The organism is Micromonospora chokoriensis, assembly GCF_000718555.1.
Classification (GTDB): Bacteria; Actinomycetota; Actinomycetes; order Mycobacteriales; family Micromonosporaceae; genus Micromonospora; species Micromonospora chokoriensis_B.
The window spans coordinates 22,784-48,703 of record NZ_JOAN01000032.1 but is presented as its reverse complement, the minus strand read 5'-3'; the positions used below and the strand labels follow the sequence as shown (position 1 = coordinate 48,703).

The 25,920-nt window shown below is 69.5% G+C and carries 23 protein-coding genes and 1 pseudogene; 10 read left to right on the top strand and 14 right to left on the bottom strand.

Annotated elements, in window-relative coordinates:
- Positions 1–127: 127 nt before the first annotated feature.
- From IF46_RS0130470 to IF46_RS35815, 5 genes and pseudogenes are all read left to right on the top strand, one after another.
- A complete protein-coding gene (locus IF46_RS0130470; RefSeq protein ID WP_030491859.1) occupies positions 128–1,066 on the top strand; it encodes an ABC transporter permease in 939 nt (312 codons plus the stop codon).
- 72 nt (positions 1,067–1,138) lie between these two features.
- A complete protein-coding gene (locus IF46_RS0130465; protein WP_030491858.1) occupies positions 1,139–2,095 on the top strand; it encodes an ABC transporter permease in 957 nt (318 codons plus the stop codon).
- Positions 2,096–2,160: 65 nt separating this feature from the next.
- Entirely contained in the window at positions 2,161–3,192 is a 1,032-nt protein-coding gene (locus IF46_RS0130460; protein WP_030491857.1) for an ABC transporter ATP-binding protein, read from the top strand.
- Positions 3,173–3,635 (top strand): annotated as a pseudogene (locus tag IF46_RS35820) (ATP-binding cassette domain-containing protein); the annotation flags it as partial. The gene IF46_RS0130460 and the pseudogene IF46_RS35820, both read left to right, overlap by 20 nt.
- 36 nt (positions 3,636–3,671) lie before the next feature.
- Positions 3,672–4,145: an oligopeptide/dipeptide ABC transporter ATP-binding protein gene (locus IF46_RS35815; RefSeq protein ID WP_420063606.1), complete on the top strand. Its 474-nt coding sequence runs from the start codon at positions 3,672–3,674 to the stop codon at positions 4,143–4,145.
- A gap of 105 nt (positions 4,146–4,250) precedes the next feature.
- Here IF46_RS35815 and purH read toward each other — a convergent pair whose 3' ends face one another.
- Together purH and purN are read right to left on the bottom strand one after the other, a co-directional pair.
- Positions 4,251–5,822 (bottom strand): bifunctional phosphoribosylaminoimidazolecarboxamide formyltransferase/IMP cyclohydrolase, encoded by a 1,572-nt coding sequence (gene purH / locus IF46_RS0130450; RefSeq protein ID WP_030491856.1) that lies wholly within the window; start codon positions 5,820–5,822, stop codon positions 4,251–4,253.
- The gene (gene purN, locus IF46_RS0130445; RefSeq protein WP_030491855.1) at positions 5,819–6,439 is read right to left on the bottom strand and encodes a phosphoribosylglycinamide formyltransferase; all 621 of its coding nucleotides are present in this window, start codon (positions 6,437–6,439) and stop codon (positions 5,819–5,821) included. The genes purH and purN overlap by 4 nt, the downstream gene beginning before the upstream one ends.
- Before the next feature lie 290 nt (positions 6,440–6,729).
- On the opposite strand from purN, the gene IF46_RS0130440 reads away from it, so the two are divergent.
- Complete coding sequence (locus IF46_RS0130440; protein WP_030491854.1) at positions 6,730–7,266, top strand: DUF4190 domain-containing protein; 537 nt, start codon at positions 6,730–6,732, stop codon at positions 7,264–7,266.
- 54 nt (positions 7,267–7,320) lie between these two features.
- Here IF46_RS0130440 and IF46_RS0130435 read toward each other — a convergent pair whose 3' ends face one another.
- Positions 7,321–8,610 (bottom strand): DUF6350 family protein, encoded by a 1,290-nt coding sequence (locus tag IF46_RS0130435; RefSeq protein ID WP_030491853.1) that lies wholly within the window; start codon positions 8,608–8,610, stop codon positions 7,321–7,323.
- Between the two features lie 199 nt (positions 8,611–8,809).
- Between IF46_RS0130435 and IF46_RS0130430 the strand changes: the two genes are divergently transcribed.
- Positions 8,810–9,076 (top strand): hypothetical protein, encoded by a 267-nt coding sequence (locus IF46_RS0130430; RefSeq protein WP_030491852.1) that lies wholly within the window; start codon positions 8,810–8,812, stop codon positions 9,074–9,076.
- A gap of 75 nt (positions 9,077–9,151) precedes the next feature.
- Here the strand turns inward: IF46_RS0130430 and sucD are convergent, their stop codons facing one another.
- From sucD to IF46_RS0130415, 3 genes are all read right to left on the bottom strand, one after another.
- The gene (gene sucD, locus IF46_RS0130425) at positions 9,152–10,039 is read right to left on the bottom strand and encodes a succinate--CoA ligase subunit alpha (protein WP_030491851.1); all 888 of its coding nucleotides are present in this window, start codon (positions 10,037–10,039) and stop codon (positions 9,152–9,154) included.
- 2 nt (positions 10,040–10,041) lie between these two features.
- The gene (gene sucC, locus IF46_RS0130420; RefSeq protein ID WP_030491850.1) at positions 10,042–11,220 is read right to left on the bottom strand and encodes an ADP-forming succinate--CoA ligase subunit beta; all 1,179 of its coding nucleotides are present in this window, start codon (positions 11,218–11,220) and stop codon (positions 10,042–10,044) included.
- A gap of 432 nt (positions 11,221–11,652) precedes the next feature.
- Positions 11,653–12,057, bottom strand: coding sequence for a cobalamin B12-binding domain-containing protein (locus tag IF46_RS0130415; RefSeq protein ID WP_030491849.1), 405 nt, complete (start codon positions 12,055–12,057; stop codon positions 11,653–11,655).
- 460 nt (positions 12,058–12,517) lie between these two features.
- Between IF46_RS0130415 and IF46_RS0130410 the strand changes: the two genes are divergently transcribed.
- Positions 12,518–13,210, top strand: coding sequence for a M23 family metallopeptidase (locus IF46_RS0130410; RefSeq protein ID WP_030491848.1), 693 nt, complete (start codon positions 12,518–12,520; stop codon positions 13,208–13,210).
- A gap of 288 nt (positions 13,211–13,498) precedes the next feature.
- Positions 13,499–14,269, top strand: coding sequence for a M23 family metallopeptidase (locus IF46_RS0130405; RefSeq protein WP_030491847.1), 771 nt, complete (start codon positions 13,499–13,501; stop codon positions 14,267–14,269).
- Positions 14,270–14,369: 100 nt separating this feature from the next.
- Here the strand turns inward: IF46_RS0130405 and pcrA are convergent, their stop codons facing one another.
- Positions 14,370–16,775 (bottom strand): DNA helicase PcrA, encoded by a 2,406-nt coding sequence (gene pcrA / locus IF46_RS0130400; protein ID WP_030491846.1) that lies wholly within the window; start codon positions 16,773–16,775, stop codon positions 14,370–14,372.
- Between the two features lie 301 nt (positions 16,776–17,076).
- On the opposite strand from pcrA, the gene IF46_RS0130395 reads away from it, so the two are divergent.
- Positions 17,077–17,472 (top strand): chorismate mutase, encoded by a 396-nt coding sequence (locus IF46_RS0130395; RefSeq protein ID WP_030491845.1) that lies wholly within the window; start codon positions 17,077–17,079, stop codon positions 17,470–17,472.
- 159 nt (positions 17,473–17,631) lie between these two features.
- Here IF46_RS0130395 and IF46_RS0130390 read toward each other — a convergent pair whose 3' ends face one another.
- The 7 genes from IF46_RS0130390 to IF46_RS0130360 form a co-directional block, all read right to left on the bottom strand.
- Positions 17,632–18,567: an ABC transporter ATP-binding protein gene (locus tag IF46_RS0130390; protein ID WP_030491844.1), complete on the bottom strand. Its 936-nt coding sequence runs from the start codon at positions 18,565–18,567 to the stop codon at positions 17,632–17,634.
- The gene (locus IF46_RS0130385) at positions 18,560–19,588 is read right to left on the bottom strand and encodes an ABC transporter ATP-binding protein (RefSeq protein ID WP_030491843.1); all 1,029 of its coding nucleotides are present in this window, start codon (positions 19,586–19,588) and stop codon (positions 18,560–18,562) included. Before IF46_RS0130385 ends, IF46_RS0130390 begins: the two co-directional genes overlap by 8 nt.
- A 25-nt stretch (positions 19,589–19,613) precedes the next feature.
- A complete protein-coding gene (locus IF46_RS0130380; protein ID WP_030491842.1) occupies positions 19,614–20,585 on the bottom strand; it encodes an ABC transporter permease in 972 nt (323 codons plus the stop codon).
- Positions 20,578–21,504 (bottom strand): ABC transporter permease, encoded by a 927-nt coding sequence (locus tag IF46_RS0130375; protein WP_030491841.1) that lies wholly within the window; start codon positions 21,502–21,504, stop codon positions 20,578–20,580. Before IF46_RS0130375 ends, IF46_RS0130380 begins: the two co-directional genes overlap by 8 nt.
- A 148-nt stretch (positions 21,505–21,652) precedes the next feature.
- On the bottom strand, positions 21,653–23,290 hold the full coding sequence (locus tag IF46_RS0130370) for a peptide ABC transporter substrate-binding protein (RefSeq protein ID WP_030491840.1): 1,638 nt from the start codon (positions 23,288–23,290) through the stop codon (positions 21,653–21,655).
- 578 nt (positions 23,291–23,868) lie between these two features.
- On the bottom strand, positions 23,869–24,555 hold the full coding sequence (locus IF46_RS0130365; protein WP_030337843.1) for a response regulator: 687 nt from the start codon (positions 24,553–24,555) through the stop codon (positions 23,869–23,871).
- Between the two features lie 2 nt (positions 24,556–24,557).
- Positions 24,558–25,826 carry an ATP-binding protein gene (locus tag IF46_RS0130360; RefSeq protein WP_030491839.1) on the bottom strand — a complete coding sequence of 423 codons (1,269 nt, stop codon included), beginning with the start codon at positions 25,824–25,826 and terminating at the stop codon, positions 24,558–24,560.
- Between the last annotated feature and the right edge of the window lie 94 nt (positions 25,827–25,920).

Genomic DNA, 25,920 nt, shown 5'->3' with positions numbered 1-25,920 from the left:
CAGCAGCGGACCCGGCGTCGGTGGTGCCGGCTCCCCCGGGCCAGACGGCACGTCTCGGATATTTCGGGTACGACCAGAGACGCCGGTCTTGCGACCCTTTCGCACATTTCCGGAGAGACTGCTAAGCATGTTCCGCTACATCTTGCGGCGCCTACTGCAGATGGTCCTGGCGTTCTTCGGGACCACCCTGATCGTCTACGCGCTGACATTCGCCGGGCAGGGCGACCCGATCCAGGCGCTCGCCGGTGAACGGCCGGTGACGCCTGCCCAACGGGCCTACCTGACCGAGAAGTACCACCTGGACGCCACCGGCGTGGGCGGCTTCTTCTACCGCTACTTCGACTACGTGAAGAACCTGCTCCAGGGCAACCTGGGCGAGTCACTCACCGGCCGAAGCATCGGTGAGATCCTCGAACAGGCCTGGCCGGTCACCGTGCAGCTCGCGCTCATCGCGCTCGCTGTGGCGATCATCTTCGGGGTCACCGCCGGGGTGCTCGCCGGTATCCGTCGGGCCAGCATCTTCGACAACTCGACGCTGGTGCTGACCCTGCTGGTGCTGGGCATCCCGACAATCGTGCTGGCGCCGCTGGCGCAGTACTTCCTGGGCGTCAAGTGGGCGATCTTCCCGCCCACCGCCGGCTCCGACCCGACGTTCTACGCGCTGCTGCTGCCGGGCATCGTGCTCGGCTCGCTGTCGCTGGCCACCGCCCTGCGACTCACCCGGGCCTCGGTGGCGGAGAACCTCCGCGCGGACTACGTCCGGACCGCCCGGTCCAAGGGCCTGGTCAAGCGCCGCATCGTCGTCGTCCACGTGCTGCGCAACTCGCTGATCCCGGTGGTCACCTTCCTCGGTGTGGAACTGGGCAACCTGATGAGCGGCGCGATCATCACCGAGGGTGTCTTCAACATCCCCGGCGTGGGCTTCAACCTCTTCCGCGGCATTCGCACCGAGGACGGCCCCCTGGTGGTGGGCATCGTCAGCGTGCTCGTCGTGGTCTACCTGGTCTCGAACCTGGTGGTGGACGTCCTGTACGCCGTACTCGACCCGAGGATCCGCTATGAGTGAGCGCAGCGAACGAATCATCAGCGCAGCGTGCTTGGGCTCTCAGGCCGGCGCCGAGCGCAGCGAGGTGCAGGCATGAGTGATTTTGAAACTGTGGCGGCCAGCGAGAACCAGGCCGCGCGGCGTGGCCCAGCGGGCGAGCCCGGCGCACCCAACCAGGTCGGCGCACCGCAGAAGCCCCGCAGCCTGGCCGGAGACGCCTGGCGCGACCTACGCCGCAACCCGATCTTCTGGATCTCGCTGGCGCTGGTCGTCATCTTCACCCTGATGGCGCTGCTCCCCGGAGTGTTCACGGCCAACGACCCGAAGGACTGCCTGCTCTCCCGGCAGCACGCCGGGCCGTCCGGCGGAGCCATCTTCGGGTACAACTTCCAGGGCTGCGACACGTACTCCCGGGCGGTCTACGGCACCCGGGCCTCGCTGCTGGTCGGCGCGCTCGCCGCGCTCGGCACCGGAATCATCGCGCTGGTGATCGGCATGCTGGCCGGTTACTTCGGCCGCTGGGTCGACGCGGTGCTCTCCCGGGTGATCGACATCGTGCTCGGCATCCCGCTGCTGCTGGCCGCCATCGTGCTGCTCAAGCGGGTGTCCGGTGACGGCCAGTGGACCCGGCTCGGCGCGGTCGTCTTCGTGCTGGCCCTCCTCGGCTGGACCACCGCCGCACGCGTTGTCCGTTCCTCGGTGATCACCGCCAAGGAGCAGGACTACGTCGCGGCGGCCCGGATGCTCGGCGCCGGCAACGGCCGGATCATGTGGCGGCACATCCTGCCGAACTCGCTGGCCCCGGCCATCGTCGTGCTGACCATCGCGCTCGGCTCGTTCATCGCCGCCGAGGCCACGCTCTCCTTCCTGGGCATCGGCCTGAGCCAGGAGACCATCTCGTGGGGCCAGGACATCGACACCGGCCGGATCCACATGCGGGAGGCGGCCACCCCGTTGATCGTCCCGTCGGCCTTCCTGGCGCTGACCGTGCTGGCGTTCATCATGCTCGGCGACGCGATCCGTGACGCCTTCGACCCGAAGCTGCGGTGAGACATGCGAACGCGAGGAGTGAGCGCAGCGAGCCCCGCAGTCGCGAGCGAAAGGCAGGCACAGCCATGACCGTCCAACCCACGCCCGCCTCCGCCACACCTGAGGGCGGCCACCTGCTGGAGTTGCGGGACCTGCACGTCGAGTTCCGCACCAACGAGGGTGTCGCTCGGGTGATCAACGGCGTGTCGTACCACCTGGACGCCGGCGAGACGCTTGCCGTGCTCGGCGAATCTGGCTCGGGCAAGTCGGTCACCGCCCAGGCGATCATGGGCATCCTGGACAGCCCGCCCGCGTTCATCCGCTCCGGCCAGATCCTCTACCAGGGTCAGGACCTGCTCACCCGCTCCGAGGAGCAGCGCCGGCAGGTACGCGGCAAGGAGATCGCGATGATCTTCCAGGACGCGCTCTCCGCCCTCAACCCGGTCTTCCCGGTCGGTTGGCAGATCGGCGAGACACTGCGCCAGCGCGCCGGTCTGTCCCGAGCCGACGCCCGCAGCCGGGCCATCGAACTGATGGATCTGGTCAAGATCCCAGGTGCCGCGAAGCGGATCGGCGACTACCCGCACCAGTTCTCCGGCGGTATGCGGCAGCGCGTCATGATCGCCATGGCGTTGGCGCTGGATCCGAAGGTGCTGATCGCCGACGAGCCCACCACGGCACTCGACGTGACCGTGCAGGCCCAGATCATGGACCTGCTGGCCGACCTGCGCCGGGAACTCAACATGGCGATGATCCTGATCACCCACGACCTGGGTGTGGTCGCCGGTGTCGCGGACCGGATCGCGGTGATGTACGCCGGCCGGATCGTCGAGCACGCCGACGTCCGCTCGCTCTACAAGGCGCCCGCCCACCCGTACACCAAGGGGTTGTTGGAGTCGATCCCGCGCCTGGACGTCCGCGGCCAGGAGCTGTCGACGATCAAGGGGTTGCCGCCGAACCTGATGCGCATCCCGTCCGGCTGCCCGTTCCACCCCCGGTGCCCGTACGTCCAGCAGGTCTGCGTGGACGAGGTGCCGCACGACCTGGTCCTCGGCGACGGCCGAACCAGCGCTTGCCACTTCGCGCAGGAGGTCCGTGATGACAGCGTCGCCCGCTAAGCCCGCCAAGGTCCGCGGCGAGACCATCCTCTCCGTCGAAAACCTGGTGAAGCACTTCCCGATCACGCAGGGCGTGCTGTTCCAGCGGCAGATCGGGGCGGTGAAGGCCGTCGACGGGGTGAGCTTCGAGCTGCGTCGGGGCGAGACGCTCGGCGTGGTCGGCGAGTCCGGCTGCGGCAAGTCGACCCTCGCCCGGCTGCTGATGCGGCTGGAGACGCCCACCTCCGGGCGGGCCACCCTGGAGGGCAGGGACCTACTCAAGGCCTCCGGGGGCGAGCTGCGCCGGCTGCGCCGCAACATGCAGATGGTGATGCAGGACCCGTACACCTCGCTGAACCCGCGGATGACTGTCGGCGACATCATCGGCGAGCGACCTGGTCGGGCTCAACCCGGAGCACATCAACAGGTACCCGCACCAGTTCTCCGGCGGTCAGCGTCAGCGCATCGGCATCGCCCGCGCGCTCGCGCTGAAGCCCGAGGTGATCGTCTGTGACGAGCCGGTGTCGGCGCTTGACGTCTCCATCCAGGCCCAGGTGATCAACCTGCTCAAGCAGCTACAGGGCGAGCTGGGGCTCTCGTACATCTTCATCGCGCACGACCTGTCCGTGGTGCGGCACATCGCCGACCGGGTCGCGGTGATGTACCTCGGGCGGATCGTCGAGATCGGCACCGAGGACGAGATCTACGAGCGGGCCACCCACCCGTACACCCAGGCTCTGCTCTCTGCCGTGCCGGTGCCCGACCCGGAGGCCCGCGACCAGCGCAACATGATCCGGCTGGTCGGCGACGTGCCCAGCCCGGCCGACCCGCCGAGCGGGTGCCACTTCCGGACCCGCTGCTGGAAGGCCCAGGACATCTGCGCCACCGAGGACCCCCGAACGGTCCCGAGAGCGGCGGACCCCCACCCCTCCGCCTGCCACTTCGCCGAACTCCGCCCAACCACCGCAGCCTGACCAACGCACCCCTGACCAACGCGACCCGCCCCGTTGATCATGAAGTTGTTGCCCTCAGACGGGCGATAACTTCATGATCAACGGGGCGGTCGTGCGCGGGCCTGGTTAGTGGAAGAAGTGGCGGGTGCCGGTTAGGTACATCGTTACGTTGGCCTTCTTGGCCGCTTCGATTACCTCTTCGTCGCGGATCGAGCCGCCGGGCTGCACGATGGCGCGGACGCCGGCGTCGATGAGGATCTGCGGGCCGTCGGCGAACGGGAAGAACGCGTCCGACGCGGCGACCGAGCCGCGGGCCCGGTCGGCACCGGCGCGGGAGACCGCGAGCTGCGCCGAGTCGACCCGGTTGACCTGACCCATGCCGACCCCGACGGTGGCACCGTCCTTGGCGAGCAGGATCGCGTTGCTCTTCACCGCGCGCACCGCCCGCCAGGCGAACGCGAGGTCCCGCAGCAACTCCTCGTCGGCGGCCTCGCCAGTGACCAACTGCCAGTTCGCCGGGTCGTCGCCGGGGGCGTTCACCCGGTCGGCGACCTGGGCCAGCACGCCACCGGTCACCTGCCGCAACTCCACAAGCGCCGGCGTCCAGGCCGGTGCCCGCAGCAGCCGGATGTTCTTCTTGGCCTGCAACACCTCGACCGCACCCTCGTCGAAGCCGGGGGCGACCACCACCTCGGTGAAGATCTCGGCGACCTGCCGGGCCAGCTCGACCGAGACCGGCCGGTTGACCGCGATGACGCCGCCGAACGCCGACACCGGGTCGCAGGCGTGCGCCAGGCGGTGCGCCTCGGCCACGTCCGCGCCAACCGCGATGCCACACGGGTTGGCGTGCTTGATGATCGCCACCGCTGGCTGGTCGGCGAAGTCGTTCGCGGCCCGCCAGGCGGCATCCGCGTCGACGTAGTTGTTGTAGGACATCTCCTTGCCGTGCAGCTGCTCGGCCTGGGCCAGCCCCGCCGGGGCGTCCGGGTCGGTGTAGAGCGCGGCCGGCTGGTGCGGGTTCTCGCCATAACGCAGCGCGGTCGACTTGCGCAGCGCCAGCCCCGCGAACTGCGGCCACGAGTCGTCGGCCGGAGCAAGCTCCTGGGCGCACCACTGCGCCACCGCCACGTCGTACTCGGCGATGTCGGCGAACGCCCGCGCGGCCAGCGCGCGGCGCTGGGCCAGGGTGAAGCCACCCTCGCTGAGCGCGCCGAGCAGCGCCGGGTAGCCGGCCGGGTCGGTGAGCACAGCGACCGAGGCGTGGTTCTTGGCAGCGGCCCGCACCATGGCCGGGCCACCGATGTCGATCTGCTCCACGCACTCCTCGACGCCCGCGCCGGAGGCGACGGTCGCCTGGAAGGGGTAGAGGTTGGAGACCAGCAGGTCGAACGCCGCCACGCCCAGCTCGTCGAGCTGTGCGACGTGGGTGTCCTTACGCAGGTCCGCGAGGAGACCCGCGTGCACCTTCGGGTGCAGGGTCTTCACCCGGCCGTCGAGCACCTCGGGGAAACCGGTCACCGTCTCCACCGGCGTCACCGGCACCCCGGCGGCGGCGATGGTGCCCGCCGTGCTGCCGGTGGAGACGATCTCCACACCGGCCGCGTGCAGGGCCTGAGCCAGCTCGACCAGCCCGGTCTTGTCGTAGACGCTGACCAGCGCCCGCTTGATCGGGCGGCGCCCGTCCTGGGTGGGACTCACGGAACCGTGACCTTCCTTCCGGTGATGGTCCAGCCTTGGCGGACCAGGCGACCCACCTGCTCGACGAGCTGGCGTCGCTCGGCTTCCTTGATGCGCTCGGTGAGCGTGTCCACGTCGTCGCCGTCGAGCACCGGCACCGCGACCTGCGCGACGATCGGCCCGGTGTCCATGCCGGCGTCGACGAAGAAGAGGGTGGCTCCGGTGAGCTTCACGCCGTAGGCGAGGGCGTCACGCGGGCCGTGGATGCCGGGGAACGCCGGCAGCAGCGTGTTGTGGGTGTTCAGGTAGCGGTCGCCGAAGGCGGCGAGGAAGTGCGGACCGACCAGCTTGAGGAAACCGGCGGAGATGACCAGGTCGGGTTGGTGCTTCGCGACGTGCGCGGTGAGCGCGCGATCCCAGTCCTCCCGGGTGTCGTGGTCGCGGACCCGCTCGACGAAGGTCGGCACCCCCGCCGCGTCCGCCCGGTCCAGGCCCGCGATGCCGTCGCGGTCCGCGCCGACCGCGACGACCTGTGCGCCGTACGCGGGGTCGGCGGCGGCCTCCAGCAGCGATTGAAGGTTGCTCCCGGAGCCGGAGATGAGGACGACGATGCGGGCGACAGACGCGGGCTCGGTCACCGGGCCACCCTATCGGGCAGGTCAGGGACGCCCTCCGGCCGGGCGGTGCGCTGATCTTCGACGGTGCCGACGTGCCTCCACCCGGTACGCTGCCGCTCACTCGGGGCCGAACGCCGCGCCGGCCCCACACCGCCCCTGATCCGGCATACGGAAGCCGCCAAGAAGGGTCTTTTCCCGTGTTTTGGGAGACATGTCGTCCTGTTGCTGTACTGGGCATTGGGAGGACTGACCGCGATCATGGATGGAAATAAAGAGCACCACTGACGGAACCAGTCCAAGGAGCTTTCAGAATGCAGCCCGGTAACCCCGGTCAGGACCCGTACGGCCAGCAGCCCAACCAGGACCCGACCGCTCCCCAGCCGCCCGCCGCCCCATACGGCCAGCCCACCCCGGGCCAGCCGCACGACCCGTACGCCGCGCCGCAGGCCCCGTACGGTCAGCAGCCCACCTCGGGGCAGCCGTACGGCCAGCAGCCGCCGTACCAGGACCCGTACGGCCAGCAGCAGCCCCCGTACGGCGCCAGCCCGACGTACCCGAACGCCGGGTACCCGCAGGCGCAGGGGCAGAACAACACCCTCGGCCTCGTGTCGATGATCCTCGGTATCGCGTCGATCCCGCTGGTCTGCTGCGTCTACCTGGGCATTCCGGTCGGCATCGCGGGCATCGTGACCGGTTACCTCGCCAAGCAGAAGGTGGCCCAGGGCCAGGCCAACAACGCCGGCCAGGCCAAGGCCGGTCTGATCTGCGGCGCGGTCGGTGTCGGGCTGGGCATCGTGCTGTTCATCCTGAGCGTCGTGGCGCAGGTCAACCTGCCCACCCAGCCCTGACGGGCTCGGATCCGACGGGGCGCTCCGGGGTCACCCGGGGCGCCCCGCGCTCGTCTACTGCGCGGGTGCACGGGTCAGCGCTCGGGTGGCGGCAGCGCCGAGCAGTGCGCCGGCCGCGATGACCCCGACCGCCACCGCCCCGACCTGCCAGCCCACCGGCCCGACCTGGGCCAGTCGGCCGGCACCGAGCGGCCCACCGGAGACCGCGGCGGCGACGCCGAGCAGCACCCCGGCCACCGGCCCGGCCAGCGCCGCCGGCGCCAGCAACTGGGCCCAGCGCTGCGCTGCCCGCTCCGGCCCGGCGAGTCGGGCCAGCCGGCGGGCGAGCAGCCAGCCGGCGACCATCCCGGCCAGCACCGGCACCGCGAGCAGCAGTGCGCCGAAGCCGTCCACCGGGCCGCTTGGCAGGCCGGCGAGCAGTGGCACGGCCGGCAGCGCGCCGACCGACACCTCACTTGTGCGGACCGCGGTGTCGGTGCCGACGGCGAAGCCCGGCCCGAGCAGGTAACTGGTCGACCAGATCGCCGCGTTCGGCGCGTACGCGACGCTGACCAGGGTGATGCCGGCCTGCCCGGCGACCCCGGTCCGGTACGCCCCGATCATGTCGGCCGCGTCGCCGCCGCCGGTGGCCACCGCCAGGCCGGCCGCACCCGCGCCTGCGCCGAGCAGCAGCAGCCCGGCCACCAGACCGGTGCGAATGCCGTCGCGCACCGGGCCCGGCATCCGCGCGACGACCAACCGGGTAACGGCGGTGATCCGGACCGCGCCGACCAGCGCGGCGAGTGTGCCGATCACCGCGAACGTGACACCCACCCGGATCGGGGACACATCCAACCCCCCGGTGTCGACCAGCACCGCCGCGAGCGCACCGAGCAGCGCGTACGCGAAGCCGACCGCGCCTGCGGCGAGCAGCGCCCGACGCGGGGAGCGGGTGTCGCGGGCGCCGATCGCACGACTGACATGCACGCCGGCGCGGGTCAGCCGCCAGAGCGCGAGCACGCTCAGCGCGAGCGGGGCGAGCCCGAGCGGACCGGAATCGGTGTGCAGCGGCACGCCGTGCCCGAGCAGCCAGCCGGCCAGCGCGGTGCGCAGGGTGCCGGTCAGGGTGGTGGAGTCAGTGCCGAGCTGGACCAGGCCGAGCACGATGGCGACCGGCAGGTAGGAGGTGAGGGCCGCCCAACCGGCGGCCACCCCGGCGGCGACCGGCAACGGCGCACGCCCGCGCGGCGACCCACCCGCGCGGGGAGCGGGCACCCGCCGGGCCGACGCGGCACGGTCGACCGGCCGGTCGTCGGCGCTCACACCGCCGGGACGGCTGGGACGGTCAGGGGTGACGGGGGACATCCGCTCTACTCTGGCACGTCGTGCGGGCCCTGGCAGTCCGTTAACCCCTCCTAAGGACGGCGAGTTCAGCGAACCGACGTCCGGGCCGCCCGGTCCGGTCTAGCCTCGGGCCAGAGGGGGCGCAACCGCCGCCACCCGGAACGGGCCTGCCGGTCGCGATCCGGGCCGGCACGTCGCCCACGACCGCTCGGAGGTAGCCGTGACGACGCCATACCCGCCTCCCCCACCACCACCGGCCCGGGGACGCGACCGGACCACCCTCTGGGGCGTGCTGGGCATCGTGCTGGGGCTGATCTGCTGTGGCATCTTCGGCATCGTCTTCGGGTACCTGTCCATCCGCGACGCCCGACGGTACGGGCAGTCGCCGCTGCTCGGTTACCTCGCCATCGTCTTCGGCGTGATCAACATCATCGGCGGGGCGATCCTGCGCGCGACCGGAAACTACCCGTTCTGGAACAACGACTGACCAGCGGAGAGCGCGCGTACGCCGAAAGGGGGTCGACCGGTTCCGGTCGACCCCCTTCGGTGTTGCCTAGCCGGCTCAGCTGCCGGACATGATCTCCCGCATCAGCTTCGCGGTCTCGGTCGGCGTCTTGCCGACCTTGACGCCGACCGCCTCCAGCGCCGCCTGCTTCGCCTCGGCGGTGCCGGCCGAGCCGGAGATGATCGCCCCGGCGTGACCCATGGTCTTGCCGGGGGGAGCGGTGAAGCCGGCGATGTAGCCGACCACCGGCTTGGTGACGTTGGCCTTGATGAACTCGGCGGCCCGCTCCTCGGCGTCGCCGCCGATCTCACCGATCATCACGATGGCGTCGGTCTCCGGGTCGGCCTCGAACGCCGCCAGGGCGTCGATGTGGGTGGTCCCGATGATCGGGTCACCGCCGATGCCGACGCAGGTGGAGAAGCCGATGTCGCGCAACTCGTACATCATCTGGTAGGTCAGCGTGCCACTCTTGCTGACCAGGCCGATCCGGCCGGAGCCGGTGATGTCGGCCGGGATGATGCCGGCGTTGGACGCGCCCGGCGAGGCGATGCCCGGGCAGTTCGGCCCGACGATCCGGGTCCGCTCGCCCTGCGCCACGTTGTACGCCCAGAAGGACGCGGTGTCGTGCACCGGGACGCCCTCGGTGATCACCACGGCCAGGCCGATCGCGGCGTCGATCGCCTCGACCACGGCGGCCTTGGTGAACTGCGGCGGCACGAAGATGACGGTGACGTCGGCCCCGGTCTCGGCCATCGCGTCCGCGACGGACGCGAAGACCGGCAGCTCGGTGCCGTCGAAGTCGACCTTCTGGCCCGCCTTGCGCGGGTTGACGCCGCCCACCACGTTGGTGCCGGCGGCGAGCATCCGCCGGGTGTGCTTGGAACCCTCGGAACCGGTCATCCCCTGGACGATGACCTTCGAGTCCTTGGTCAGCCAGATAGCCATGATCAGACCCCCGCAGCTGCCAGCTCGGCGGCCCGCTCGGCCGCACCGTCCATGGTGTCCACCCGCTGCACGAGCGGGTTGTTCGCGCTGTCCAGGATCGCCCGGCCAGCCTCGGCGTTGTTGCCGTCGAGACGGACGACGAGCGGCTTGGTGACCTGCTCGCCGCGCTGCTCCAGCAGGGCCAGCGCCTGGATGATGCCGTTGGCGACCTCGTCGCAGGCGGTGATGCCGCCGAAGACGTTGACGAAGACGCTCTTCACGGCCGGGTCGGAGAGCACGATCTCCAGCCCGTTCGCCATCACCGCGGCGCTCGCGCCACCGCCGATGTCGAGGAAGTTGGCCGGCTTGACGTTGCCGTGCCGCTCACCGGCGTACGCGACCACGTCGAGGGTCGACATGACCAGACCCGCGCCGTTGCCGATGATGCCGACCTCGCCGTCGAGCTTGACGTAGTTGAGGTCCTTGGCCTTGGCGGCCTGCTCCAGCGGGTCCACGGCGGCCTGGTCGACCAGGGCCTCGTGGTCCGGGTGCCGGAACGCCGCGTTCTCGTCCAGGCTGATCTTGGCGTCGAGCAGCAGCATCCGGCCGTCGCCGTTCTTGGCCAGCGGGTTGACCTCGACCAGGGTGGCGTCCTCGGCGACGAACGCCTGCCACAGGCCGACCGCGATCTCGACCACCTGGTCGGCGACCTCGGCCGGGAAGCCGGCAGCGGTCACGATCTCGCGGGCCTTCGCCTCGTCCACGCCCTTCACGGCGTCGATCGGGGCCTTCACGACCTTGTCGGGGGTGTCGGCGGCGACCTGCTCGATGTCCATGCCGCCGGCGACGCTGGCGATGCAGAGGAAGGTGCGGTTCGCCCGGTCCAGCAGGTACGAGAAGTAGTACTCCTCAGCCACGTCTGCGGTCACGGTGATCATGACCTTGTGGACGGTGTGACCCTTGATGTCCATGCCGAGGATGTCCGTGGCCCGAGCCACCGCCTCATCCGGGCCCTCGGCCAGCTTGACGCCGCCGGCCTTACCTCGGCCGCCGACCTTCACCTGCGCCTTGACGACCACACGACCGCCGAGGCGTTCGGCGATCGCGCGGGCCTCTTCCGGGGTAGTGGCGACTCCGCCGGCCAGCACGGGCAAGCCGTGCCGCTCGAACAGGTCCCGCCCCTGGTACTCGTACAGGTCCACGATTGCGCGTCCCGTCCCGTCTCCGCGGCGCGCCGTCGCGCCGCCACCAGCGTTCAAGAAAACAGTTTGACGCCTGTCATCAGTTGAAACAGGCCATTGGCCGCAGCCTAGCGAGGTCGGCACCGCCGGCAACCGAGCGGGTGCACGGTGTGCGGTAATGCACAACCGGACATCGGGCGTGGCCGGTTTCCGGCCACGCCTCGGGTGGCATCCACCATCCGGGCGATGTTGTCCGACCTGCGTAACCCGGCCGCGGGGGCGTCGTTGAGTCAGATGTCGGAGCGCTGCAAAGCGTGATGACGGGAGACGGCCGATGCCCTGTCGGTCGAGGGGTGGCGGCGGGGCATCGTGCATAGAGGGGCCGGACGTGTGAGGGGTGCGTCCGGCCCCTCCCCCGTGCCCAAATCCGGTTGCCGCAGCAGACCGGCGCCCTCAGGACACCGGCTGGGCCACGTTCTGTCGGACCCACTCCACGATCGCCTGAGTGGTGGCGCCCGGCGTGAAGATCTTCGCGACGCCCAGCTTCTCCAACTCGGGAATGTCGCCGTTCGGAATGATGCCGCCGCCGAACACGACGATGTCGCGGGCGTCCCGCTCACCGAGCAACTCCAGCACCCGCCGGAACAGCGTCATGTGCGCGCCGGAGAGGACGGACAGGCCGACCGCGTCGGCGTCCTCCTGGATGGCGGTCTCCACGATCTGCTCGGGGGTCTGGTGCAGGCCGGTGTAGACGACCTCCATGCCGGCATCGCGCAGGGCGCGCGCCACGACCTTCGCGCCACGGTCATGGCCGTCCAGGCCAGGCTTGGCGACGACGACCCGAATACGAGAGCTCATCAGCGCACACCTTTCACCGGACCCACGGCCTTCACCTGAACGAACGGTAACCCGGCGGGCCTGGCCCGGGAAATCCGGGCTCTGTCACCGGCCGTTACCCGGCGCGTCCACCCGGCAACCTGGTGAAGCCCGCTGACCGGCACCCGACGCCCGACGTCAGGGCCATCCCGGCACCGCCCGGAGTCAAGTCGGACGACTCCGCCGGACCGGTCACGCTCGGCGACGAACGGGCAGCAACGGGGGCACCGTTTGGTGTCGCGATGCATGACAATCACGGACGCAAACGGACAGATCGACACGCCAATTTTCCGGTCTAGCTTGTGACTCGCCTGGTGGTTGGCTAACGTGTCCACGGTTGTCATCAGGTCCATGGACGGGTGACGACGCGGTCAGCGAGCGTTTCCTGGAGCTTCAGCGACGCCCACCGGCCGCTTCGGAACCCCGACAACGGAGGGTGTGCGTGCGCCAGCGCCTGTCGTCTGAGCCCGATCGATATCGCGGCCGTCGCCGCGTACCCACCCCACCCCGCAGCCGTTACGCCGCTGTCGTCACCACCGCGTTCGTCGGGGCCGGCATCGTGGCCCTCGGCGCAAGCGCCCTGCCGGACGCCAAGGACGTCAGCCCGACGGTCCTCGACGAGCTCAAGCAGGCGTCGGTCACCAGCCAGGACGCCGCGGCCCGGGCCGACAACGCCGACCGCGCCTCCCGGGACAGCCGCCCCAAGGACAGCGCCGAGCCCGAGGTCTGGCTGCTGCCGCTGCAGGGTTACGACTTCAACTCCCCCTACGGGGTGCGCTGGGGCAAGCTGCACACCGGAGTGGACCTGGTCGCCGGCGAGGGCACGCCCTACGTGGCGATCCACGACGGGCTGGTCACCAAGGCCGGCTGGTTCGGCGGCTACGGCAACGCCGTGATCGTTCAGCACGCCGACGGCAGCGAGGCCATCTACGGCCACTCCTCCGCGGTCAGCGTGAAGGAAGGCCAGCAGATCAAGGCGGGCGACCAACTCGGCCTCGTGGGCCAGACCGGCCACGCGTACGGCACCCACCTGCACCTGGAGATCCATGTCAAGGGGCAGCCGGTCGACCCGGTGCCGTTCCTTCAGGACCGCGGAGTGGACATCAAGCTGCAAGTCGAGGCACTCTACAACTAGGTAGCCGCCTCCTCGCGGTACGTAACGACCGTTGACCGCCCGGATCTGTCGATCCGGGCGGTTTTCTGTGCGGCAGTTCCGGCGAATGTGACCTGGAGCACAACAATGATTGTGGCCAGCACCACCAGGCAACATGATCACTTTTCCGGATGTAGTTCTTCACAACGGGTCATATCCGGACAGCCGAGCCTCCGCTCTCCGACCGGCCGGTCGATCCCCGCGCCTGCCCCACCTCGGCCCGACACCAGTATTTCGAGGTCAAGTGCCCCTCGACTGTGAAGGTCCGCCGTGCAGGAAGACAGCCCCGTCCAGAACGAGAACACCCCCGACACCGCCCTGCCCCAGCGGCCACAGCGCACCGCCCGGCGCAACCGCCTCATCGTGCTCAGCGCTGCCGCCCTGGTAGCCCTCGGCCTCGGTGGTGTCGCCGTCGCCACCAGTGGCAGTGACCGCCCGGCACCCGCAACCGTCTCCCTCGACGCGCAGGCGCGGGCCGAGGCCGCGAACCGGGCCGACCGCTCGGTCCGCGAGTCGAGCACACCGGTCACCCCGTCGGTCAGCCCGACGCCGAGCCCAACTGCGGTCAGCGCCAGCCCGACCCCCACGAAGACGGCCGCCGCGAAGGTCAAGCCAAAGCCGAAGAAGACCACCAAGCCCACGCCCGCCTGGGTCGACCCGATGCCCGGCGCGGCCGTCACCTCCTGCTACGGGCAGCGCTGGGGCACTCTGCACGCCGGTATCGATCTGGCGCTGCCCTCCGGCACGCCGATCCACGCCGCGGCCGCCGGCACGGTGACCCAGGCCGGCGACGCCTCCGACGGGTACGGCAACTCCGTCTTCATCGACCACGGGAACGGATACCTGACCCACTACGCCCACCAGAGCCGCATCGCGGTCACGGTCGGCCAGAAGGTCAAGGCCGGCCAGGTCATCGGCTACGAAGGCGCGACCGGCGACGTCACCGGCCCACACCTGCACTTCGAGGTGCACCAGGGCATGTGGAACCAGATCGACCCGGCCCCGTTCATGCGGGCCCACGGCGTCGACCTGGGCTGCTGATTCACGATCCCCGCGCGGTCCGCGGACAACATCAACGAAAGAGTGGCCTCGGCGCTGCCGGAGGCCACTCTTTCGTTGATCTAGCGTGATCTTTGCGGGGTCAGAGCTTGTCGACCGGGGCGTGCCGGAGCACCAGCCACATGGTCTGGTCGCCGAAGTCGATCTGCGCGCGAGCCCCCGGGCCGTGCCCCTCGACGGCGAGCACCCGACCCAGCCCGTACCGCTGATGATTCACCCGGTCGCCCGCAGACACCTTCGGCCCCTGCGGCAGCTCGCTGGCCGTGGTCAGCCGGCTGGCGTCCACGCCGAGCCGCTGGGCCAGTTGCGCCGCCTTCGGCGTGCCGCCGGTGAAGTTGCCACGACCGCCGGGCGCGCGGTCCGCACGACCGCCGACGCCGCCTCCCCCGCCAGCCCACGAGGTGTACGACCCTTCGGTGCGCTCCCAGTGCACCAACTCGGTCGGTAGCTCCTCCAGGAAGCGCGACGGCGGGTTGTAGGACGGCTGCCCCCAGGCCGAGCGGGTCACCGCCCGGGAGAGGTAGAGCCGCTGTCGAGCGCGGGTGATGCCGACGTACGCCAGTCGGCGCTCCTCCTCCAACTCGCGGGTGTCGCCCAGCGAGCGCAGGTGTGGAAAGACGCCGTCCTCCAGCCCGGTCAGGAAGACCACCGGGAATTCCAGCCCCTTGGCGGTGTGCAGGGTCATCAGGGTGACCACGCCTTGGTGGTCGGGGTCGTCGGAGGGGATCTGGTCCGCGTCGGCGACCAGCGCCACCTGCTCCAGGAAACCGGCCAGGGTGGCCCGCTCGCCCTCCTCGCCCAGTGCCTCGATCCGCTCGGTGTACTCCCGGGCGACGCTGACCAGTTCCTGGAGGTTGTCCACTCGGCCGGCGTCCTGCGGGTCCAGGCTCTCCTCCAGCTCGGTGAGGTAGCCGGAGCGGGTCAGCAGCGCCTCCAGCACCTCCTCCGGGGTGCCGGTCTCGGCCAGCTCCCGGGCGCTGTCGAGCAACGCCACGAAGTCGGCGATGCCGTTGGCCGCCCGGCTGGAGATGCCCGGCGCCTCCCGGGCCCGGCGCAGCGCCGCGCCGAACGAGATCCGGTCGCGGCTGGAGAGCGCCTCGACACATGCCTCCGCGCGGTCGCCGATCCCCCGGCGCGGGGTGTTGAGCACCCGCCGAAGGCTCACCGTGTCGTCGTCGTTGACCACCGAACGCAGGTACGCCAGGGCGTCGCGAACCTCCTTGCGCTCGTAGAAGCGCACCCCGCCGACCACCTTGTAGGGCAGGCCGACACGGATGAACACCTCCTCGAAGACGCGGGACTGGGCGTTGGTGCGGTAGAAGACCGCGACGTCGCCGGGGCGGGTTTCGTCGGCGTCGACCAGCCGGTCGATCTCCCGGGCGACCCAGTCGGCTTCGGCGTGCTCGGTGTCGGCCACGTAGCCGACGATCTGCTCGCCGGCGCCAGCCTCGCTCCACAGCCGCTTGGGCTTGCGGGAGGTGTTGCGGTCGATCACCGCGTTGGCCGCGTTGAGGATGGTCTGGGTGGAGCGGTAGTTCTGCTCCAGCAGGATCGTCCGCGCGTCGGTGAAGTCCCGTTCGAACTCCAGGATGTTGCGGATCGTCGCACCCCGGAACGCGTAGATCGACTGGTCGGCGTCGCCGACGACGCACAGCTCGGCAGGCGCCAGCCCGTCGGTGCCGGAGACCAGCTCCTTGATCAGGACGTACTGGGCGTGGTTGGTGTCCTGGTATTCGTCCACCAGCACGTGCCGGAACCGCCGGCGGTAGCTCTCCGCGACGTGCGGGTGGGACTGGAGCAGGTGCACCGTGGTCATGATCAGGTCGTCGAAGTCCAGTGCGTGCGCCTCACGCAGCCGGCGCTGGTAGAGCGTGTACGCCTCGGCCAGCGCCCGCTCATTGGGCCCGGTGGCCCGCGCCGCGAACTGCTCCGGGTCGACCAGCTCGTTCTTGAGGTTGGAGACCTGGGCCGCCAGCCCGCGCGCCGGGTAGCGCTTCGGGTCGAGATCCAGCTCGCGGGTCACCAGCTGCATGAGCCGGCGGGAGTCGTCCGCGTCGTAGATCGAGAACGTCGACTTGAGGCCGGCGTGCTCGTGCTCGGCACGCAGGATCCGGACGCAGGCCGAGTGGAACGTCGACACCCACATCAGGCGGGCCCGGGGGCCGACCAGCGCGGCGACGCGCTCCTTCATCTCGCCGGCGGCCTTGTTGGTGAAGGTGATCGCGATGATCTCACCGGGGTGCACGTCCCGTGCGGCGAGCAGGTAGGCGATCCGGTGTGTGAGCACCCGGGTCTTGCCGGACCCGGCGCCGGCCACGATCAGCAGCGGTGAGCCGGCATGGCTGACGGCGTCGCCCTGCGGCCCGTTCAGCCCGTCGAGCAGCTGCTGCGGGCCGAGGCGCGGGGCAGCCGCCCCGGGGCGGTGCGGGCGGGCCGGCGCGGACTCCGGCGCAGGCGGGGACGCGGGGATGTCGAAGAGAGGATGCATCGCCCGACAAGTCTATGCCGCCGGTCAGACACTCCCCGACGGCGCGCACCACCACCCGGAACGCCCATCGGTGACAAAGGCGCCCTCGGCAATGCGGAATGCTTGCGCACCCGGCAGTGACGTGGGCATACTCGACGGCGTGATCGCTGCGCGTTACTACTTTTACTACGGCACCGGGAGTCCGGCTGCCGTAGGTCGCGCCTGATCGATTCAGACCTACGAAAGCCCCGGGCTCCTGGAGCCCGGGGCTTTTTCCGTCCCAGGTTCCGGGCACCGGGCACCACAGCGCGAGAGGTACCCGATGATGGCAGACGTGATGGAGCAGAGCGGCGGCCCGATCCGACCGGAGGCTGGGCGGCCCGCAGCGCAGGGGGCGGAGCCAGCGGTGGCCACGCCGCCGCCGGGCGGAGACGCCGAGCCAGCCGAGCAACAGACCGGCACCGAGGAGCCGGCCGCCGCCGCGCGGATCGTGCAGATCAGACAGCGGATCAACGAGATCGACAATGCGTTGATCACGCTCTGGCAGGAGCGGGCCGCGTTGTCCCAGGAGGTCGGGGTGACCCGGATGGCGTCCGGTGGCACTCGCCTGGTGCTCTCCCGGGAACGGGAGATCCTGGAGCGGTTCCGGGTCGCGCTCGGCGCCGACGGCACCCAGTTGGCCCTGCTGCTGCTCCGCGCGGGCCGCGGCCCGCTGTGAGCCATACCGGCCCGTTCGGTGAGCCGCACCGGCTCGCAGTGCGGCACCTGGCCCACTGACGCCGCCTGCGCTGCGGTGCGCAGCCCGCCCGAGCTAGGTCACGGACAGACGAAACCGCCTGCCGTCGTCGTGGTGACGTCGGCAGGCGGTCTCGGTGACTCACACCTCGTGGGTGGCGACGATCTCGCGCTTCTCCGCGAAGTGGCAGGCGCTCGGGTGGTCCGAGCCCTGCCGGATCTCCAGCAGCGGGACCTGCTCGGCGCAGACATCCTGCGCCTTCCAGCAGCGGGTCCGGAACCGGCAGCCCGAGGGGGGGCTGATCGGCGACGGGACGTCACCCGTGAGCCGGATGATCGTCTTGTTGTTGCGCTGCGTCGGGTCCGGCACCGGCACTGCGGAGAGCAGAGCCTGGGTGTACGGGTGGGTCGGCCGCTCGTAGATCTCGTCCTCGGTGCCGATCTCCACGATCTTGCCGAGGTACATCACCGCGACCCGGTCCGAGAGGTGGCGGACCACCGACAGGTCGTGCGCGATGAAGACGTACGAGAGCCCGAACTCGCCCTGCAACTGCTCCAGCGCGAGCGCGCGGGCGATGCCGATGCGCTGACGCTGACCGCCGGAGAACTGGTGCGGGTACCTGTTGATGTGCTCCGGGTTGAGCCCGACCAGGTCGAGCAGCTCCCTGACCTTGGCCCGACGGCTGCCCTTCGGCGCCACCTCCGGGTGGATCTCGAACGGCTCACCGAGCAGGTCGCCGACGGTCATCCGCGGGTTCAGCGAGGTGTACGGGTCCTGCATGACCAGCTGGATCTGCCGACGAAGGCGCCGCAGCGCCCCACCCGACAGCGTGGAGATGTCCTGGCCCTTGTAGACCACGCTGCCTTCGGTCGGCTTCTCCAGGTTCATCAGAACCCGGGCGAGGGTCGACTTGCCGCAGCCGGACTCGCCGACCACGCCGAGCGTCTCACCGGCGCGCAGACCGAACGAGACCCCGTCGACCGCCTTGACCTGACCGACGGTCTTCTTGAACACCACACCCTGCGTGACGGGGTAGTGCTTGACCAGGTCACGGACCTCGAGGATGTTCTCAGACACGGTTCACCAGCTCCTCGGCGAAGTGGCAGGCGCTGGCCCGGGCATTGCCCACCTGCAGCAGCGGCGGGATCGTCTCCCGACACACCGGCTGAGCCATGGGGCAGCGCGGGTTGAACGGGCAGCCCGGCGGGATGTTCATCAGGTTCGGCGGGAGGCCCTTGATCGTCCGGAGCTGCTGCCCCTTCTCGTCCAGGCGCGGAATCGACTCGATCAGACCCATCGTGTACGGGTGCGCCGGCTTGGCGTACAGGTCGTACACGTCGGCTTCCTCGACGATCCGGCCCGCGTACATGACCGCGATCCGGTCCGCGACGTCGGCGACGACACCGAGGTCGTGGGTGATCAGGATCATGCCCATCTGCCGCTCACGCTGAAGCTCGGCCAGCAGGTCCATGATCTGGGCCTGCACGGTCACGTCGAGGGCAGTGGTCGGCTCGTCCGCGATCAGCACCTCCGGGTCGAGCGCCAGCGACATCGCGATCATCGCGCGCTGCCGCATACCGCCGGAGAACTGGTGCGGGTAGTTGTTGAACCGGCCCTTGGCGTTCGGGATCTTGACCTGGTCGAGCATGTCGATCGCGCGCTTCTTGGCCTCGGCGCGGCCCATGCCCCGCCGGACCCGGAACTGCTCGGCGATCTGGAACCCGACGGTGAAGACGGGGTTCAGTGCGGAGAGCGCGTCCTGGAAGATCATCGCGATGCCCTCGCCGCGGATGCGGCGGCGCTCCTCGTCGGACATGCGGAGCATGTCCTTGCCGTGGAAGCGGACCTGCCCACCGGTCACGAAGCCGGGCGGCGTGTCGAGGATGCCCATGATGGTCTGCGCGGTGACGCTCTTACCGGAGCCGGACTCGCCGAGCACGGCGAGGGTCTCCCCCGCGTCGACGTGGTACGTGACCCCGTTGATGACCTTTGCGACGCCGTCCCGGGTGCGGAACTCCACCCGCAGGTCGTCGACCTCGAGCAGCCGGCCGGAGGGACGCCCGGACCCGCCGGGGCCCGACGCGGACTGCTCGGACACGAGAATGTCGGACACTGGATATCCCCTAGCGGAGTTTCGGATCGAGGGCCTCGCGGACCGCCTCACCGAGCATCACGAAGCTCAGCACTGCGGTGACGAGGAACGCGGCGGGGAAGAACACCAGCCCCGGCGCGACCCGGACGAACTGCTGCCCATCACTGATCATGATGCCCCAGGACACCACCGGCGACTTCAGACCGACGCCCAGGAACGACAGGGTGGCCTCGGCACCGATGAACGAGCCGACCATGATCGTGCCGTAGACCAGCAGCGGGGCCAGGCAGTTCGGCAGCAGGTGCTTGAGGATGATCCGGCCGGTGCCGGCACCCAGCGCGCGGGCCGCCACGATGTAGTCGGCCTCCTTGGTGGATAGCACCGAGGAGCGCATCAGTCGCATCACGACCGGCCAGCTCAGCACGATCAGGGACGCGGTCACCAAGCCCATGATCTTGTTCTTGCTGTTGCCGGAGCCCGACCCGTTGAAGGTGGTCAGGATGACGATCGCGCCGAGCACGAAGGGCAGACCGAAGAAGACATCGGCGATCCGGCTCAGTAGCGCGTCCACCCAACCACCGCGGTAGCCGGAGATGATGCCCATGGTTCCGCCGATGAGCAGGGTGCCCAGCACGGAGAGCACGGCGACCTGAATGGACGCACGCGCGCCGTAGATGACCCGCGCGTAGACGTCACGGCCCTGCACGTCGTAGCCGAACCAGCCTTCGGCGGACGGCTTGTTGAGGCTGCGGGAGAGCGCGCCGGTCTCCGGGTCGCCGCCTGGAGCGAACAGCGCCGGGAAGGCCGCCATCAGCAGGAAGAGCACGATCAGCGTGGCCGAGATCCAGAACAGCGGCTTGCGCCGCAGGTCCCGCCAGGCGTCAGCGAGCAGGCCGCGCGGCTTCTCGTTGCTCTGCGGCTGGCCCGCGGTGGCGGGGGCGGCGGAGTCGGTCGGGTGCGCGCCGGGGGTGCTGACGATCGATGCGGTACTCGGGTCACTCATAACGGATCCTCGGGTCCAGGGCGGCGTAGAGCAGGTCAACCAGCAGGTTCATCAGGAGATAGACCAGCACCAGGACCACCACGATCCCTACGACCGTGGCGCTCTCCTTGGTGATGATCGCTCGGAAGACCTGGCGGCCGATTCCGTTGATGCTGAAGATTCCCTCGGTGACGATCGCGCCACCCATCAGGGCACCGAGGTCGGTGCCGAGCAGGGTCACCACCGGGATGAGCGAGTTGCGCAGCAGGTGCACGCCCACCACCCGGCGCATCGGCAGGCCCTTGGCGATAGCGGTGCGCACGTAGTCCGCGCGACGGTTCTCCGCGATGCTCGTTCGCGCTACTCGAGCGATGTACGCCACGGAGGCGCTGCCGAGCACGAAGCCCGGCACGATCAGCTCGGACCACCGCATCTCGGAGGAGACGGTCGGCTTGATGATGCCCCACTGCACGCCCAGCAGCCACTGCAGCACAAAGCCGACCACGAAGACCGGCAGCGCGATGAGGAAGAGGGTAGAGACCAGGACCAGGTTGTCCAGGAAACCGTTGCGCCGCAGACCCGTCAGCACGCCGGCGCCGAGGCCGATCACTGCCTCGATGGCGAGCGCCACGACGGCCAGCTTCAGGGTGTTCGGGTACGAGGTCAGGATGATGTCACTGATCTCACGCTGCGAGAAGGTCTGACCGAAATCGCCCTGGAGCAGGTTCTTCATGTAGGTGAAGTACTGCACGAAGACGTTCTGGTCGAGGTGGTACTTCTCGGTCATGAAGGCGATGTACTGGTCCGGGCAGCGACGCTCGCCGCACTTGCCAGCGAACGGGTCGCCCGGAACGGCCCAGACGAGCCAGTAGATCAGGAACGTCGTACCGATGAAGACCGGCACGAGTTGGAGCAGCCGTCTCAACAGATAACGGCCCATGGGGTGGTCCTCCAGACAGGGGGCGCGTCGGACGGCCGACACGGTGGTGACAACGTGCGAGTGGAGTGTTGTAACACCCAATCGCGGAACGGCCCCGGGTCGGGCTCACCGGATGTGGCGAGCCCGACCCGGGGTCAGACCGTACGGATCAGAGCTCGACCGAGGTGATGTCGATCTCGCCGACGTTGTTCAGCTCGAGCTTCTTGATCTTCTCCGAGTGGCCGGACTGCTGACCGTAGAAGTAGACCGGGATGCTCGGGACGTCCTGGTCGACCTTCTCGACGGCCTTGGCGAACGCCTCGTGCGAGGCCTCCAGGCTCGGCGCGGCGCTGGCCTGCTTGGCCAGGGCGTCGACCTCGGGGTTGCTGTAGAGGCCGTCGTTCGAGGAGCCGTTCGTGACGAACAGCGGGTTGACCCAGTTCTCGACGTCCGGGTAGTCCTGCTGCCAGGCAGCACGGTACGGGCCGGTCATCTTGTGGGCGTTGACGTTCTGGCGGAACACCGCGAAGGTCGGCACACCCTCAGCCCGAGCGTTGATGCCCAGGTTGGTCTTGATCTGCTGCGCGACGGCGTCCATCCAGTCCTTGTGGGCGGAGTCCGAGTTGTAGTAGAAGACCATCTCGCCGGTGAAGCCGCCGGCCTCGGCAAGCAGCTGCTTGGCCGTGGTCGGGTCGAACTTGCAGGCGGTGCAGTTACCCGGCTTGGCGCCCGGGGTCAGCGGGTTCGCCCAGCTGTCGGCCGGCTTGCGGGTACCGAAGAAGATCTTCTCCGAGATCTCCTGCCGGTTCACCGACAGCGACACGGCACGACGCAGCTTCGCGTTGGCGAAGCGCTTGTCGTAGATCGGGAACGCGATGAACGCGGTCGTCGGGGTGACGGTCGAGCGGCCCCGGTCACCGAGGTCGGTCTTCCACTTGTCGCCGGCGAGCGCCGAGGTGGGGACAACCTCCATGAAGTCGAGGTTGTTCGCCAGCAGGTCGGCGTAGGCCGCGTTGTCGTCCTGGTAGAGCTTGACGTCGACGTCCTTGACCTTCATCTTGTCGCGAAGGTTGTAGTCGTCGAAGCGCGTCAGCTTGATGAGGGCGTTGTCCTCCCAGGACACGAACTTCACCGGGCCGTTGGCGATCGGCTTGCGGCCGAACTCTTCCGGCTTCATGGTGAAGAAGACGTCCGGCAGCGGCATGAACGCGCTGTAGCCGAGCTTGGTCGGGAAGACCGCAGTCGGGGCGGCCAACGTGACCTCGAAGGTCTGATCGTCGATGACCTTCAGACCAGACAGCTTGTCCGCCGTCGGGGCCGGGGCCTTCTGCGGCTTGTCCGGGCCATCCGGGTCCGTCGTGTAGGTCTTGTCGAAGCCCTCGATGTCCGCGAAGAAGGTGCCGTTCTGCGCGCCGTTCGGCGAGTAGGCAGCCCAGTTCCAAGCGTCGACGAAGTTCTTCGCCTTCACCTCGGTACCGTCGTGGAACTTGGTACCGCTCTTGATCTTGATCGTGAAGACCTTGGAGTCGGTGGTGTTGATGGACTCCGCGAGCGCGTTGCGCGGGGCCCCACCGTCGTTCGGGTACTCGACCAGGCCGGTCCACAGCCAGTCGACGATCTTGCCGCCGCCGGTCTCCGTGGTGTTCGACGGGACCAGGGGGTTCTCCGGCTGGACACCGTGAACAACGATCGCACCGTCGGCGCTGTCGGCGTTCTCGCCGCTGCCGCCGCTGGAGCAACCGGTCGCGACAAGCGCGGCAGCCGCGCTGAGCGCGATGGCGCTCGTCGCCCGCTTCGAGACTCTCATTACGAGGGGCCTCCTCTTTCTAACCAGGTTCCGTCGTGGGTTTCACGCACGTTTGGGGGTGACACCGCCCGACCACCCCGAGGCGCGGGTCGCCGGGACCACAGGGAAGTTGGGGACACCCCTGATGTTCCGATCCGCCGGGCTCCCCGCCAACGAGGCGTGACACGACGCAAGCAACACAGCCACGGACCGCCGTGATCGGCAGGATCGTGGTCGTGGGGCGTACGGAGTGCCACACACCGATGGTGAGGTGCTGCCACTGTGACACCCACTTGCCGCTTCCGTGAAGGTGCCGTTATCAAGCCGTTAGTTGCCCGCCACGTTGCCGATACTTGAAAAATGATCACAAAACGGTCGCTGTTGGCGGCACTGAGCAGGAAACACGTTGCGCCACCCGAGAACCGGCCTCGGCCCGCGCTCAAGCCCCGGGGTCACACCGGGGCGATGCGACGTCGGTCACCACTTACGTTTCGACCCGTCCGGACGAGGGTGACTACGGCTGCACGGGCACGATCATCGGCTGGGTGGACTAGGGCGTGCAGGGCGTTTCTCTGCTCCCCGTCGATGGCGACAGACGGTCACACGAGCCGGCGATCCGCCGCCCATCGGGAAAGCTCGTAGCGGTTGGACATCTGAAGCTTGCGCAGCACGTTCGACACGTGTGTCTCCACCGTCTTGATGGAGATGAACAGCTCCTTGGCGATCTCCTTGTACGCGTACCCCCGGGCCAGCAGCCGCAGTACCTCCCGCTCCCGGTTGGTGAGCTGGTCCAACTCCGGATCGGCCACCGGCGCGTCCGGCCGGGCCGCGAAGGCATCCAGCACGAAGCCGGCCAGCCGTGGGCTGAACACCGCGTCCCCGTCCGCGACGCGACGGATCGCCGCGGCCAGCTCGTCCGGGGAGATGGTCTTGGTGACGTAACCCCGGGCACCGGCACGGATCAGCCCGATCACGTCCTCCGCCGCGTCGGAGACGCTCAACGCGAGGAACTTGACCTGCGGGTGCGTACGCCGCATCGCCTCCAGCACCGCGCGACCACCGCCGTCGGGCATGTGCACGTCGAGCAGCACCACGTCCGGGCCGACGGCTGCGATCCGGGTGACCGCCTCGGCCACCGTGCTCGCCTCACCCACCACCTCGACGTGGGCGCCCAACTCCGCGCGCACCCCGGCCCGGAACATGGCGTGGTCGTCCACCAGGAACACCCGCAGCCGCTCGGGGCGGGCATCCGCCGGGTCGAGGTGCTCGGTCGACTGCTCGGCCATGATCATCTGTTCCTCTCCGCTGCGGACGAGTCCCGGGAGATCGGCAGGATCAACCGGACCTCGGTCCCCTCCCCCGGGCCGGACCGGATTTCGGCCCGTCCGCCGTGCCGCTTCATCCGCCCGATGATCGAGCCGCTAACGCCGTGCCGGTGGTCCTCCACCGTATCCGGATCGAAGCCCTTGCCCCGGTCCCGGACGAAGACGCTGACCTGATCGGGCTCCACCTCGGCGTAGAGCGACACGGTCTGCACGCCAGCATGCCGGGCCGCGTTCACCAGCGCCTCGCGCGCGGCCGCGACCAGCGCCCCGACCTTCTCGTCGGTCTCCCGGTCCCCCACCACCACCGTCTCCACGCTAATCGCGAAGGTGTCCTCGACCTCGGCCGCGGCCTGCTCCAAGGCGGCGGCGAAGCGCTCATTCGGCGAGGCGGTCGGCTTGTAGAGCCAGTTACGCAGGGAACGCTCCTGCCCTCGGGCCAGCCGCTGCACCGTCTTGACGTCGCCGGCGTTGCGCTGGATCAGCGCCAACGTGTGCAGCACCTGGTCGTGCACCATCGCTGCCAACTCGGCCCGCTCCTGCTCGCGGATGCGCCCCTCACGCTCCGAGCGGAGCTGACTGTACGTCCGCCACAGCACCGGCGCCGCGACCACTCCGACACCCGCCAGCCCGACCAGCGCGAAGATCACGCCGTTGATCACCGCGTCGAAGTTCTGTGCCGGCGAGTAGACGGCCGCGACGCCGATGATGCCGACCGCGACCAGCACTCCCCCGCCGATGAACCGGAGCACGAACGCCCGCCGGTCGCTCTCCTCGACGACCGCGCCGAGCCAGGGCACCGGCATCGTCTCGCCCCACTGCCGCCGCCGCTCAGGGGCGGACTGGTGCCAGATGACCCCGGCGCCGACCGCGATGATGGCCACCAACCAACCGGCGGTGCCCGCCGCGCCGACCGAATCGAAGACCATCACCTGGATCAGCAGGACACCGAGCCCGATCCCCACGAACGGCAGGAGTTGGGCGACGTCCCGTCGGGGCGGCACCGCAGTGTCACCGGGACGCAGCGGCACCACCGCCCAGAAGGCCGCGTAGAGCAACAAACCGAGCCCACTCAACCCGAGCAGGACCATGAACGCGACGCGTACCCGCAGCACCGAGATGCCGAGATGGTCGGCGATACCGGCGGCGACGCCAGCGGCCATCCGGTGCTCGGGTGCGCGGTAGAGGCGCGGGGGCGGGGTCACGGTGCTGCTGATCGGAGGCTCCCTGGTCACGGTGGCGGAGAGGTCGAGGTCGGTGACTCGATCGTCACACGCTGCGGCGTCCGTGACCACGGGGACGCCCCCGACATTCCGGCCGCCGGATCTC

What these genes read in the sequence shown, in the direction of transcription:
- IF46_RS0130435 (WP_030491853.1), bottom strand. Translation starts at nt 8,610, where the DNA reads ATGTCCCCCGTCACCCCTGACCGTCCCAGCCGTCCCGGCGGTGTGAGC.
- IF46_RS0130370 (WP_030491840.1), bottom strand. Translation starts at nt 23,290, where the DNA reads ATGAGAGTCTCGAAGCGGGCGACGAGCGCCATCGCGCTCAGCGCGGCT.
- IF46_RS0130375 (WP_030491841.1), bottom strand. Translation starts at nt 21,504, where the DNA reads ATGGGCCGTTATCTGTTGAGACGGCTGCTCCAACTCGTGCCGGTCTTC.
- IF46_RS0130470 (WP_030491859.1), top strand. Translation starts at nt 128, where the DNA reads ATGTTCCGCTACATCTTGCGGCGCCTACTGCAGATGGTCCTGGCGTTC.
- IF46_RS0130465 (WP_030491858.1), top strand. Translation starts at nt 1,139, where the DNA reads ATGAGTGATTTTGAAACTGTGGCGGCCAGCGAGAACCAGGCCGCGCGG.
- IF46_RS0130460 (WP_030491857.1), top strand. Translation starts at nt 2,161, where the DNA reads ATGACCGTCCAACCCACGCCCGCCTCCGCCACACCTGAGGGCGGCCAC.
- IF46_RS0130415 (WP_030491849.1), bottom strand. Translation starts at nt 12,057, where the DNA reads ATGAGCTCTCGTATTCGGGTCGTCGTCGCCAAGCCTGGCCTGGACGGC.
- IF46_RS0130380 (WP_030491842.1), bottom strand. Translation starts at nt 20,585, where the DNA reads ATGAGTGACCCGAGTACCGCATCGATCGTCAGCACCCCCGGCGCGCAC.
- sucD (WP_030491851.1), bottom strand. Translation starts at nt 10,039, where the DNA reads ATGGCTATCTGGCTGACCAAGGACTCGAAGGTCATCGTCCAGGGGATG.
- IF46_RS0130395 (WP_030491845.1), top strand. Translation starts at nt 17,077, where the DNA reads ATGATGGCAGACGTGATGGAGCAGAGCGGCGGCCCGATCCGACCGGAG.
- IF46_RS0130440 (WP_030491854.1), top strand. Translation starts at nt 6,730, where the DNA reads ATGCAGCCCGGTAACCCCGGTCAGGACCCGTACGGCCAGCAGCCCAAC.
- IF46_RS0130365 (WP_030337843.1), bottom strand. Translation starts at nt 24,555, where the DNA reads ATGGCCGAGCAGTCGACCGAGCACCTCGACCCGGCGGATGCCCGCCCC.
- pcrA (WP_030491846.1), bottom strand. Translation starts at nt 16,775, where the DNA reads ATGCATCCTCTCTTCGACATCCCCGCGTCCCCGCCTGCGCCGGAGTCC.